This is a genomic window from Streptomyces hawaiiensis (assembly GCF_004803895.1).
Taxonomy (GTDB): domain Bacteria; phylum Actinomycetota; class Actinomycetes; order Streptomycetales; family Streptomycetaceae; genus Streptomyces; species Streptomyces hawaiiensis.
The window spans coordinates 4,303,302-4,315,516 of record NZ_CP021978.1 but is presented as its reverse complement, the minus strand read 5'-3'; the positions used below and the strand labels follow the sequence as shown (position 1 = coordinate 4,315,516).

At 72.2% G+C, this 12,215-nt stretch carries 9 protein-coding genes; 3 read left to right on the top strand and 6 right to left on the bottom strand.

The genetic code is table 11. The features are described from left to right. Positions 1-40: 40 nt before the first annotated feature. Positions 41-3,034 (bottom strand): glycine--tRNA ligase, encoded by a 2,994-nt coding sequence (locus tag CEB94_RS19870; RefSeq protein WP_175433507.1) that lies wholly within the window; start codon positions 3,032-3,034, stop codon positions 41-43. Between the two features lie 174 nt (positions 3,035-3,208). Between CEB94_RS19870 and CEB94_RS19865 the strand changes: the two genes are divergently transcribed. Further along, positions 3,209-4,099, top strand: a complete 891-nt coding sequence (locus CEB94_RS19865) for a triphosphoribosyl-dephospho-CoA synthase (protein WP_175433506.1) — start codon at positions 3,209-3,211, stop codon at positions 4,097-4,099. 49 nt (positions 4,100-4,148) lie between these two features. On the opposite strand, the gene CEB94_RS19860 is transcribed toward CEB94_RS19865, so the two are convergent. Together CEB94_RS19860 and CEB94_RS19855 are read right to left on the bottom strand one after the other, a co-directional pair. Continuing rightward, complete coding sequence (locus CEB94_RS19860) at positions 4,149-5,606, bottom strand: aminopeptidase P family protein (RefSeq protein ID WP_175433505.1); 1,458 nt, start codon at positions 5,604-5,606, stop codon at positions 4,149-4,151. 82 nt (positions 5,607-5,688) lie between these two features. After that, complete coding sequence (locus CEB94_RS19855) at positions 5,689-7,203, bottom strand: PP2C family protein-serine/threonine phosphatase (RefSeq protein ID WP_175437080.1); 1,515 nt, start codon at positions 7,201-7,203, stop codon at positions 5,689-5,691. A gap of 502 nt (positions 7,204-7,705) precedes the next feature. Here CEB94_RS19855 and CEB94_RS19850 point away from each other — a divergent pair. After that, complete coding sequence (locus CEB94_RS19850) at positions 7,706-8,371, top strand: bifunctional DNA primase/polymerase (RefSeq protein ID WP_175433504.1); 666 nt, start codon at positions 7,706-7,708, stop codon at positions 8,369-8,371. A gap of 55 nt (positions 8,372-8,426) precedes the next feature. After that, positions 8,427-9,050 carry a hypothetical protein gene (locus CEB94_RS19845; protein ID WP_175433503.1) on the top strand — a complete coding sequence of 208 codons (624 nt, stop codon included), beginning with the start codon at positions 8,427-8,429 and terminating at the stop codon, positions 9,048-9,050. 232 nt (positions 9,051-9,282) lie between these two features. On the opposite strand, the gene CEB94_RS19840 is transcribed toward CEB94_RS19845, so the two are convergent. From CEB94_RS19840 to CEB94_RS19830, 3 genes are all read right to left on the bottom strand, one after another. Beyond that, positions 9,283-10,272 (bottom strand): DUF5926 family protein, encoded by a 990-nt coding sequence (locus CEB94_RS19840; protein ID WP_175433502.1) that lies wholly within the window; start codon positions 10,270-10,272, stop codon positions 9,283-9,285. 108 nt (positions 10,273-10,380) lie between these two features. After that, positions 10,381-11,019, bottom strand: coding sequence for an ATP-binding protein (locus CEB94_RS19835; RefSeq protein ID WP_175433501.1), 639 nt, complete (start codon positions 11,017-11,019; stop codon positions 10,381-10,383). Positions 11,020-11,188: 169 nt separating this feature from the next. Further along, a complete protein-coding gene (locus CEB94_RS19830) occupies positions 11,189-12,016 on the bottom strand; it encodes a glycerophosphodiester phosphodiesterase (protein WP_175433500.1) in 828 nt (275 codons plus the stop codon). Between the last annotated feature and the right edge of the window lie 199 nt (positions 12,017-12,215).

Here is a 12,215-nt window from a genome sequence, read left to right as displayed (position 1 = left end):
GGCGGCGTTTCACGTGAAACGCCGCCCGTGACCGGCCGCCCTACAGCGCCCCCCAGTCCAGCGTCGTACGGGCCAGCCCCGCCACCGCCGTCAGCAGCGCCAGCCGCGCCGCCCGGACCGCCGGGTCGGGGTCCATCACCAGCACCGCGTCGAAGAAGGCGCTGATCGCGTCGACCAGCGGAGCGGAGACCTCGATCAGCGCGCCGAGATCGTCCTCCCGTCCTTGCAGTGCCTCCCGCACGGCCTGCGTGCTCTCGGCGAGACGCAGTTCGGCGGGCGCGGTCAGCAGAGACACATCCGCCGCCTCGACACCGCCCTCGGGCAGGATGCGCACCACCCGCTGGAAAGCGGCAGCGAGCGCCTCGAACGCCTCGCTGCCGACATGCCGCTCCAGCGTGGCCAGCGTGCGATCGCCATGGGCGGGACGGTCGGCCCACACCAGTACGGCCTGGACGAGCCGGTGCTCGTGCCCGGCGTCCGTGAGCTGCTGCTCGTAGCGCCGGGTGATGAGCTCGGCGGCCTCGGCGACCCGCTCGGCGGGCACCTCGACGCCCTGCGCGGCGTACCGTACGGCCGCCGCGCGCAGCCCCTCGCTCACCCGCACCCCCGCCACGGCGGGCAGGCTCCGCAACACGTTGAGCAGCCCGATCGCGGCCCGGCGCACCCCGTACGGGTCGGAACTCCCGGTCGGCGCGGCGCCGATCAGGAACATGCCCGTCACCAGGTCGAACCGGTCGGCGAGGGACAGCACGGCGCCCGCGTCCCCGGCCGGCAGGGCACCACCGGCGGAGCGGGGCAGCTCCATCTCGGCCAGCGCCCGGGCGACCTCCGCGGACTCGCCGGCCCGGCGCGCGTACTCCTCCGCCATGACCCCGGCCAGCCCGGAGAACTCGATCACCATCTGCGACGCCAGATCGAACTTGGCCAGCGCACCGGCCCGCCGCACGACCTCCACCGCCTCCTCTGGGAGCCCGGCCCGTCCGGCCAGGTCCAGGGCGAGGGAGGCGAGCCGGACGGCACGGTCGGCGACCGTGCCGAGCCGGTCCTCGAAGGTCAGCTTGTCCAGCCGCCGCCGGAACTCCTCCGGCGCCACCTTCAGGTCCGCCCGCCAGAAGAACGCGGCGTCCTCGTAACGGGCCCGCAGCACCGCCTCGTTGCCCGCCCGCACCACGTCGTCGTCGCACAGGGCGTTGGCGAAGGTCACGAAGTGCGGCATGAGCCGCTCGCCGTCCAGCACCGGCAGATAGCGCTGGTGCTTGCGCATCACGGTGGTCAGGACGCTCGCGGGCAGTTCGAGGTAGCGCTCGTCGAACGAACCCCGCACGGCGTAGGGGAACTCCAGGATGTCGGTGATCTCGTCGATCAGCCCGGCCTGGCCCTCCACGTCGATGCGCCCGCCCACCTCGGCGGCGGCCTCCAGGGCACCGCGCACGACCGCCCCGCGCCGGGCCTCGCGGTCGAGCAGAATGCCGTGCATGTGCAGGAAGTGCGGGTAGCCCTCGGCGGAGGTCACCCGGACCTCCGGGTAGGGAGCCTGCCGCTGCACCCGCGTGGTGTCGCCGGACGACAGCGAGGAGACCACCACGGGCAGGGGAGTACGCCCCAGCAGCGCGAGCAGCCAGCGCACGGGACGCGAGAACGACAGCCCCGGGTCGCTCCAGCGCATGTTGCGCCCGGCCCGCAGTCCCGATACGACCTCGGCGAGCAGCTCGCTGAGCACCTCGACGGCCGGGCGCCCCTCTTCGTGCCGGGTGACGGCCACGTACTCGACCCCGTTGACCTCCACCACGCGCACGTCGGCCGGTTCGGCGCCCTGGCTGCGGGCGAAGCCCTGGAGCGCGGGAGTGGGCGCGCCGTCCTTGTAGGCGGCGGCGACCTTGGGCCCGCGCACGGTCCGCATGGTGTCCCGCTCGCGCGGCTGCACCCCGTCGACCGTGATCACGATCCGGCGAGGTGTGGCCATCACGGTGATCACGCCGTGCCCCAGCCGGGTCGCGGCGAGCTTGGCGGTGACCGACTCGCGCACCGCTTCGGTGGTGGCGGGGACGTCGGCGTAGGGCAGTTCCTCCACGCCGATCTCGAACAGCAGCGTCTCGGCGCCGGGCACCTTGGGCAGCATGCCCCGCTCGGCCGGAGCCGGCGTCGCCGCCAGCCCGAGCGGATGCTCCAGCGCGGCCCGCCGCCGCTCCCACAGCTTGGCCGTCTCGTGCGTCAGGCCCCGCATCAGCGAGAACGCCTTGGCCCGCTCAGTGGTGCTGATCGCCCCGCGCGCATCGAGCACGTTGAAGGTGTGGCTGCACTTCAGCACGTACGTGTACGCCGGGACGGGCAGCTCCAGGTCCAGCAGGCGCCGGGCCTCGGCCGCGTACGACTCGAACAGCCGGTGGTTGGTCTCGATGTCGGCGTCGTCAAGGTAGTAGCGGCTCATCTCGTACTCGTTCTGCCCGAACACCTCGCCGTAGGTGATGCCCGGCGCGTACGCGATGTCCCTGAAGTGGGACACGCCCTGAAGGTTCATCAGGATGCGTTCCAGCCCGTACGTGATCTCCACCGACACCGGGTCCAGGGCGACGCCGCCGACCTGCTGGAAGTACGTGAACTGGGTGATCTCCATGCCGTCCAGCCAGACCTCCCAGCCCAGCCCCCAGGCGCCGAGCGCGGGCGAGGCCCAGTTGTCCTCGACGAACCGCACGTCGTGCGCGTTCAGGTCGACACCCAGGGCGCGCAGGCTGCCCAGGTACAGCTCCTGCGGGTTGCCCGGGTCGGGTTTGAGGATCACCTGAAACTGCGTGTGGGTCTGGAGCCGGTTGGGGTTCTCGCCGTAGCGCGAGTCGTCCGGCCGCACGCTCGGCTCCACGTAGGCGACGCTCCACGGCTCGGGACCGAGCACCCGCAGTGCCGTGGCCGGGTTGGCCGTACCGGCTCCGACCTCGGTGTTCAGCGGCTGCGTGATCATGCAGCCGTTGTCACTCCAGTACTTCTGCAGGGTGAGGATGGCGTCCTGCATGGTCAGCGCCGTCTGAACGTTCTTCATGATGATCGCGCCTGTTCCCCGAGTCGGACCGGCAAGGTCGGCCATGATCTCACACGTCAACTACCGCTGACCTGCTGTTTCTTGACCGACCGGTCGGACGCTCCCGGCTCCATCACAGGGGGTCCACAGCCGGGCCTCATGCCCCTGACGGGTGGCTTCCCTACATTCCCGGTCATGACGGGAACGCAGCACGGCAACCACCGCGAGGACGAGGCGCTCGCCCGGGCCGCCGTCGGCGCACTGGTCGGCCAGCTGGCCCTGGCGCCCAAGCCGGGCCTGCCCGACCCGCGCGACCTGACGGCCCGGGCCACCCGCCGGGACCACAGCGCCCTGCGCTGGTCGGCCGGGGCACTGCTCCCCGGCCTCACGGCCATGGCCGCCACGGCCCGCCGCACGGGCGAGCCCAGTGCCCGCCTCAGGACGGACCTGGGCGCGATCGGCCGCTCCACGGAACACACGGTGGCGCTGACGGGCGGCGGCCATCGGGGCGCCCTGTGGACGCTGGGCCTGCTGGTGGCGGCGGCGGCACTGCGACCGGGAGCCGAGCCGGCCGGCACCACGGCCCTGGCCGGAGAGCTGGCCGCACACCCGGACCGCCGCGCCCCGCGCCGCCCCTCCCGCGGCTCCACGATGTCGGCCCGCTACGGCGCGGCCGGCGCGAGAGGAGAGGCCAGGGCAGGCTTCCCCCATGTCCGCCGGGCCCTGACCGCCCTGACCACAGCCCGCGGCCAGGGCGCCACCGAACCCCAGGCCCGACTGGACGCCCTGCTCACGGTGATGTCCACACTCCAGGACACGGAACTGCTCTACACGGCGGGCCCGATGGGCCTGCGGCAGGTCCAGGCGGGGGCGCGCGGGGTCCTGGAAGAGGGCGGCACGGCCACGGAGCGGGGTGCGGCGGCCCTGGTGGCCCTGGACACCGACCTCAGCGACCGGGGCTGGACTCCCCGCGGCAGCGCACCTCTGCTCTCAGGCGCCCTGTTCCTGGACGCCCTCTGGCTCGTGGGGGCGCGGGGCACTGCGCGACCAGCCCCCACGCACCCGCAGACGACGCTCAGTCCTTGACGGACCCCGCGGACGACACTCAGCCCTTGACGGACCCGCGGGCCGACACTCAGCCCTTGACGGACGCCATCCAGGCCTCGACCTCGTCCGACCGCCGCGGCAGTGCGGCACTCAGATTCCGGTTGCCGTCCTCCGTCACGAGGATGTCGTCCTCGATCCGCACACCGATGCCCCGGTACTCCTTCGGCACCGTCAGGTCGTCGGCCTGGAAGTACAGCCCGGGCTCGACGGTCAGGCACATCCCCGGTTCGAGGACACCGTCGACGTACGCCTCGACCCGCGCCGCCGCACAGTCGTGCACGTCCATGCCGAGCATGTGGCCGGTCCCGTGCAGCGTCCAGCGCCGCTGAAGCCCCAGCTCCAGCACCCGCTCCACGGGCCCCTCGGCCAGGCCCCACTCGACCAGCCTCTCGGCCAGCACCCGCTGGGCGGCGTCGTGGAAGTCGCGGTACTTCGCGCCCGGCTTCACGGCGGCGATCCCGGCCTCCTGGGCCTCGTACACGGCATCGTAGATCTTGCGCTGGATCTCGCTGAAGCGCCCGTTGATCGGCAGGGTGCGCGTCACGTCGGCCGTGTAGTACGTGTGCGTCTCCACACCGGCGTCGAGCAGGAGCAGCTCGCCCGAGCGCACGGCCCCGTCGTTGCGCACCCAGTGCAGCGTGCAGGCGTGCGGCCCGGCCGCGGCGATCGTGCCGTAGCCGATGTCGTTGCCCTCCACGCGCGCGCGGAGGAAGAACGTGCCCTCGATGTACCGCTCGGAGGTCGCCTCGGCCTTGTCGAGGACCTTCACCACGTCCTCGAAGCCGCGCACGGTCGAGTCGACCGCCTTCTGCAGCTCGCCGACCTCGAACTCGTCCTTGACCAGGCGCGCCTCGGAGAGGAAGACCCGCAGCTCCTCGTCGCGCTCGGCGGTGACCTTGTCGGTCAGGGCCGCCTCGATCCCTGCGTCGTAGCCGCGCACGACCCGCACCGGCCCGGTGGCCTCGCGCAGGGCGCCGGCCAGCTCGCGCACGTCGGAGGCGGGGATGCCGTACAGCTGCCCGGCCTCGGTGAGGGAGTGCCGGCGGCCGACCCACAGCTCGCCCTGGCCGTCCAGCCAGAACTCGCCGTTCTCCCGGTCCGAACGCGGCAGGAGGTAGATCGTCGCCTCGTGCCCCTCGTCCTTGGGCTCCAGGACGAGGACGCCGTCCTCGGTCTGGTTGCCCGTGAGGTAGGCGTACTCGACGGAGGCCCGGAAGGCGTACTCGGTGTCGTTGGAGCGGGTCTTCAGGTTGCCCGCGGGGATCACCAGACGCTCACCCGGGAAGCGCGCGGAGAGCGCGGCCCGGCGGGCGGCGGTCTCGGCGGCCTGGGGGATGGGCTCGAGGTCGCGCAGCTCGGTGTCGGCCCAGCCGCTCTTCATGTTCTCGGCCAGCTCGTCGGACACGCCGGGGTACAGTCCGTTCTTCCGCTGCTTGATCGGCTCTTCGCTCTCGTCCGGGGTCGCCGGTGTGAGCTCCTCGGCCACGGTCATCCTCCTCGATACGCCACTGGACCACCGTCCACTGTACGGCGGGGCGGAAGCGGCCTCAGGGCGATGACGAGGAGCGTTACTCGAACCGGACGGCCAGCAGGACGACGTCCTCCGCACCCTCCGCCGCGTCCAGCCCGTCCGGCAGCACACCCCGCAGGACGTGGTCGGCGATCGCGCCCGGGTCGCCGCGCAGGGCCCGGGGCACTGCGGCCGCCGCCGTGTGCAGCCGGGCGAAGGCGCGGTCGGTGACCTCGCCGGTGCGGTGCAGCAGCCCGTCGGTGTAGAGCAGGATTGTCTCTCCGGGCTCGGCGAAAATCTCCACGCTCGGCGCCTCCCAGCAGGCGAGCATGCCCAGAGGGGCGGAGACGGACGTCTCGACGAACTCCGTGCGGCGCTGTCCGATCAGCAGGGGCGGGCTGTGCCCGGCGCCGGCCAGCGTGATCTTGCGCGCGGCCGGTTCGCAGTAGCCGAACAGGGCCGTGGCCGAGCGGGCCGGCTCGGTCAGCCGCATCAGCAGCTCCAGGTCGGACAGGACGGCGACCGGGTCCTCCCCTTCCATCACGGCGTACGCGCGCAGCGAGGCCCGCAGCCGCCCCATCGCGGCGACCGCGCTCGGGCCCGACCCGGTGACGGATCCGACGGCGAGGCCGAGGGCGGCGTCGGGCAGCGGCAGCGCGTCGTACCAGTCGCCGCCGCCGCGTGGGCCGGTGCGGTGCCGGGCGGCGAGCTGGACGCCGGCGACCCGGGGCAGCCGCGCGGGCAGCAGCTCGTCGGTCATCGTGGCCATGGACGTGCGGGTGCGTTCCAGTTCGAGGAGGCGGGCCAGGTGCTCGGCGGCATACCGCGTGTAGAGGCCGGAGAGGTGGCGCTGCCGTTCACCCGGTTCGGCGGGCTCGTCGTAGAGCCAGACGGCGGCGCCGAGGCGGTCGGATGCGTCGGTGGTCAGGGGGAGGGCGTAGCTGGCGGCGTAGCCGAGGCGGGCCGCGACCTCGCGGTGGCGGGGGTCGAGCCCCTCCTCGGCGAACAGGTCGGGGACGGCGATGCCGCCCTCGCCGCCCGGCAGCCCTTCGAGGATCCGGCCGTAGGACAGGGCGCTGCGCGGCACCGTCTCGATGTGGCCGAGGTCGGCGCGGGCGAGGCCCAGGCCGATGGTGGTGTCCGGGCCGAGTCCGTCGCCGGGTTCCAGGACGACGAGGCCCCGCCGGGCGCCCACCAGGGCGGCGCCGGCCCGCAACGTTTCCTGGAGCGCCTCGTCGAGCGTGGCCGTGCGGGCCAGGCGCTCGGTGAGTTCGTGCAGGGTGGTGAGGTCGGAGACCCAGCCGGCGAGGCGGTCCTGGAGCACCGCGCCGGGAGGGGCCGGAGGGTTCGCGGGGGCGGCCGGGGACGAAGGCGCCACGACGGGCGCGACAGTGTGTGCGGGCGCCGGAACCGTTGAATCGATTCCAGCCACTTTCGGAGGGTGCGGAGCGTTCATGGCGTCCGGCCTTCCAACCGGTACGTACTGCTCAAAAGCATCGCAAACCCCCATGTCATTCTGCGTCGCTAGCAGTGTCTCCACATGTACACGCACTCGTGGAGAGATGTCCAGTATTGTCCTGCTGGGATTCCTGGTGTCCGTGAGGCCGGGGGAGCAACTCCCCTTCCTCTTGCGGAAATGCGAAGTTGGCTGAAAACTGCCTCAGGGGACGGCTTATTGCGGTCGACTGGGCTTGCTCGACGGAGCGTCACAACGGTCGTGATGGGTACGTACTCGGTAAAGGCCAGGGGTGGTTGGAACCACCCGGAACCTGGTGACGGAACCGGGCGTCCTATCCACCGACGACCGTGCCCCATCCTCCCGTGGCGGAGGCGGAGAGAAATACGCGCGACGGCAAACGCCATACTTCGCCACCCCTACGCCACGCCCGTGCTTTCGACAGACGCAGTATGGGCGGGACGGCCGCGGAGGCAGCCCAGAGCTCGACCCATAGGGGCTCCCCTTGCTTCAAGCAGGGGTGTGATGCGCCAACAGGTACGCACAGTGAAGTGATCGACACATGACGTGATGTGGACCACCGTGTTGCCAGGCGTGCAACGGAAAGGAACGAGCGCTCATGCGCGAGATCCTCGGAAGGCGACGCAGGCTCCTGTCCAAGCGCAGCGACGGGAGGCCTGAGCTGATCGGCGCGGCCCTGACCTACGCGACGCAGTGGCAGTGGCCCGTACTCCCAGGCGTGGCGGCGGACCCGCAGGGGCACTCGCGCTGCAGCTGCCCCGACCCCGACTGCACGGTGCCCGGCGCGCACCCCTTCGACCCAGGCCTCCTCGCGGCCACCACCGACGGTCGCATGATCCGCTGGTGGTGGGGCAACCGGCCGACGGCGCCGATCGTCCTGGCCACCGGCGGTCACGCCCCGTGCGCGGTCTCTCTGCCGGCCCTGCCGGCCGCCCGTGCCCTCAAGGCGCTCGACCAGATGGGCATGCGGCTCGGCCCGGTCGTCGCCTCCCCCGCCCGCTGGGCGATCCTCGTCAAGCCCTACTCCATGGAGCAGCTCGGCGAACTGCTCTACGCCAAGGACTTCGTGCCCGGCTCCCTCCGCTTCCACGGCGAGGGCGGCTACCTCGCCCTGCCCCCGTCCGAGACGGGCCAGGGCGAGATCCGCTGGGAGCGCGCGCCGCTGCCCGGCTCGGCCTCGCCGTGGGTGCCCGATGTCGAGGCCGTGGTGGACGCCGCGGTGGAAGCCCTCACTCGTACGGGTGTGAGCGCGCCCGAGTTGTAGGGCTGTCGGGCGCGCCGAGCCCGGCGACCGCCCCGGCGCGTTAAGTTCCGGAACCATGCGGCGTCATGCCCGGGGCCGCTCCCGGGATCTCCGAAAGACCAGACTGCTCGCCCTCGCGGGCGTCGCGGTGGCGTGCGCGGCCGCACTGCCGCTGGCGGTGGACTCCGCGGGGTCCGTGGGGTCCACGGGGCCCAAGGGCGCTGTGGGCTCGGTGGGCGCCGACGTCCGCACGTCCGGTTCCAGTACCGCGCGTCCCTCGCCGCGCGCCGACGACAAGGCGCCCGGGGCGCCTTCCGCCGCCCCCGGCCTCCCGGTGCTCGGCCAGGGCCTGTCGACCGCCGTGCGCTGCGGTCCCGAACTCTCCTCGCCCGACGGCATCGAGGCGCAGACCTGTGTGGTGACGCAGGGTGCGCAGACCTGGGCACGGACCTACTACCGCAACGCGACGGGCGAGGCGCTGGACGCCGTACTGAGCCTGATGGGTCCTGATGACCGGAGCGTGCGGATGACGTGCGCCGTGGGGGCGGAGGACGAGCCGGGGGCGTGTGAGACGCCCCGGGAGCCCACACGCGGGAATCCTTCGGCGTACACGGCTGTCGCGGAGTTCGCCGAGCGGGGCGGGTTCGGGCCGCTGCTGCTGCGCTCGGGGAGCAACTCGCCTGCGCAAAGGGGCAGTTGACGAGCGGCTGCGTTCCGTGAACGGAAGCGGAGACGAAAAGACCCGGTTGCTGGCGACGGGGGATGCACCAGCAACCGGGCTACAGGAACCGTAACAAGAGATCGGCGGTTCGCAAATTCGAACTCGCCTTTCCAGTCACCGACTGGCTTGTCCGCGCCGGGAGTTGCGCTCCGGAGAGGGCGCGGCGACCCGGCCGGCCGGTGCACGGCCGGCGGGTCGCCGGGGCGGGCCGTCAGCTGAGTGTGACCTGCCGGTTGGTGAGGCCGCCGCGGGCGCGGCGCTCGTCCGCGGTGAGCGGCGTGTCCGTCGCCAGGGCGGCGGCGAGGCGCTCGGCGAACTCCGCCGCCGGCTTCTCCACGTCCTCGGCGGTGACCCCGCTCGGCAGGTCCCAGACCGGCACTGTGAGCCCGTGAGCGCGGAAGGAACCCACCAGGCGGGTGCCCTCACCGAGGCTGGAGCGGCCCGCGGCGTGCAGCCGTGCGAGGGCGTCCAGAAGAAGCTCCTCGGCGTGCGGCATCACCCACCGCAGATGGTTCTTCTCCGGCGTCTCGCACCAGTACGCGGCGTCCACGCCCTGGAGCTTGACGGTCGGGATGGCCGCGGCGTTGGCCCGCTCCAGGGAGGCGGTCACGTCGGGCGTGGCGTTCTCCGGGTCCGGCACCCAGAACTCGAAGCCGCTGTGCACTTCTGGCTCGAACGCGCCCTCGGGATCGAGCAGATCCTGCAGCCGAGGGCTGTCGGCCGGGGCGCGGCGGCCCTGGACGGGCGTGCCGGGCCGGGCTTCCAGGGCGCGCTGGAGGGTGTCGGCGAGGTCGCGGCTGATATCGCCGGAGGAGGTGTCGTTCTGCAGGCCGAGCATGACCGAGCCGTCGTCGCGGCGCAGGGCGGGCCAGGCCATCGGCAGGACCGTGGCGAGCGTGACCGCCGGGACGCCCTCGGGCAGGCCGTCCTTGAGGGTCAGCTCGACCGTGGCCGCCGGGACCAGCTCGCGCAGGGCCACCCAGTCGCACTCGGCGGGCAGGCCCTCGAAGGGGCGGTGCACCAGCTCCGTCGCGGCGTGGGAGGCGGCCCGGCCGTGACAGGCCTTGTAGCGGCGGCCGCTGCCGCAGGGGCAGGGCTCGCGGGCACCGACGACCGGAACGTCTCCCTCAGCACCTGCCGTGCGGGCTCCGCCCGTGGTCTGCGGGCGCTTGGCCTTCGTCTGGGGTCGCTTCTTGGCCATCGATGGGTCTCCCGGTTACGGCTCGTCTCGTACGTCGCGAGCCTAGCCGTTCGCACCCCGGGCCACCGGGTCCTGTGGACAACACCGGGTCCAGCGTGGCGTACGCGCTCAGTCCATGTCGTCGAAGGCGTCCGCGAAGCCCAGTCCGGGTATCCGGGAGACCGCGGGGGCGGTGACGCGCGTGGCGAAGTCGTCGCGGCGGTGGCCCGCGTCCGGGTCGTGGACGTCGTCGTGGACGATGACCCACACGGTGACTTCGCCGCGGATGTCGTCCCGCACGCCCCAGTCGTCGGCGAGCGCCGTGATGATGTTCAGCCCGCGGCCGCCGTGCGCCGTGACCGACGGCGTCGCGGGGGCGGGGCGGGTCGGGCCGCCGCCGTCCGTGACCTCGACGATGAGCCGGCCGGCCGGGTCCACGCGCCAGGCGGCACGGACGTCACCGTCGCCGGACAGCGCGTCGCCCAGGGGCCTGCCGTGCTTGCACGCGTTGCTCAAAAGTTCGGAAAGGATCAGTACGGCGTCGTCGATGACCGATTCCGCGACTCCACCTCTGCGCAACTGCGTACGCATCCGGTGTCGCGCTTTCCCCACGCCCGCAGGGCCATGGGGTACGGCCATGCTCGACGACGTGGGCACCTCCTGTGCCACCACCAACGCCACCCCCGAGACCTCCTTCGCCCCACGCCACGGTGTGGATGCCCCATTGGCCTGTACCGGAAACCGGCCGATCCACGTCCGGTGACGCATTCGCCACGACCGAATACGGATCGAACGCGCCGGAGCACTCCTTGTAACCACGTGGCTGGAAACCGTCGGTGTGGCCGAGAGGGGAGGATCCCGCCCGGCCATGCCTGGGGTCAAGAGTTGTGCGTGGGTCTGATGGGACTTGAGAGGTTGGCGACGCCGACGTCGGGCCTCAGCGGCCGAGCTGGTCCAGCACCGCGCGCGGGCGGTTGGTGATGATGGCGTCGACGCCCAGCCCGACGCAGTGGTCCACGTCCTCGGGCTCGTTCACGGTCCACACGTGCACCTGGTGGCCTGCCTGCTTCAGGCGCTCGATGTACGTGGGGTGGTTGCGCACGATCCGGATGGAGGGGCCCGCGATCCGCACGCCCGGGGGCAGCCGTCCGTCGCGCAGCCGGGGCGAGGGGAACTGCGTCAGATGGACCGTCGGAAGCGTCGGCGAGGCGGCGCGCACGCGGTGCAGCGAGCGGGCCGAGAAGCTCATGACCCGCACCTGTGACTCCTCCGCGGAGGCCGGGGCGTCCAGGCCGAACCGCTTCAGCAGGACCAGCAGCCGGTCCTCGACCTGTCCCGCCCAGCGTGTGGGGTGCTTGGTCTCGACGGCCAGTTCCACGCGGCGCCCGGCGTCGGCGACGAGTTCCAGCAGCCGCTCCAGGGTGAGGACGGAAGTCGCCTCGCGGTCCTCCGGGCGGTGCTCCCAGTCGGGCTCCTCGTCGCGTCCCTTCCAGGCCTCGCCGGTCTTCCAGGAGCCGAAGTCCAGGGCGGCGAGGTCGGCGAGTTCCAGCGCGGAGACCGCCCCGCGGCCGTTGGACGTACGGTTGATCCGGCGGTCGTGTACGCACACCAGGTGGCCGTCGGCGGTGAGGCGCACATCGCATTCGAGGGCGTCCGCGCCGTCCTCGATCGCCTTGGTGTACGCGGCCAGGGTGTGTTCCGGGGCATCCTCGGAGGCTCCGCGGTGGGCGACGACTTGAATCACATGCTGTCGTGCGTGGGTCACCGCGTCATGGTGCCACCGAGTGGGGGTACGCGTCCGGTCGGACGGACTCGACGGATGCGAAGGTCCGGACGGAGGCATTGGGATTGCATCCTTTTCGCCGGTAATGACCTATATAAAGAATGGCCTCGGACGCACAGCCACCGCTTATGGTGCTCTGACGGCCGGTGGGAAAAGCTGACGGCATACAAAGGGACAAGCA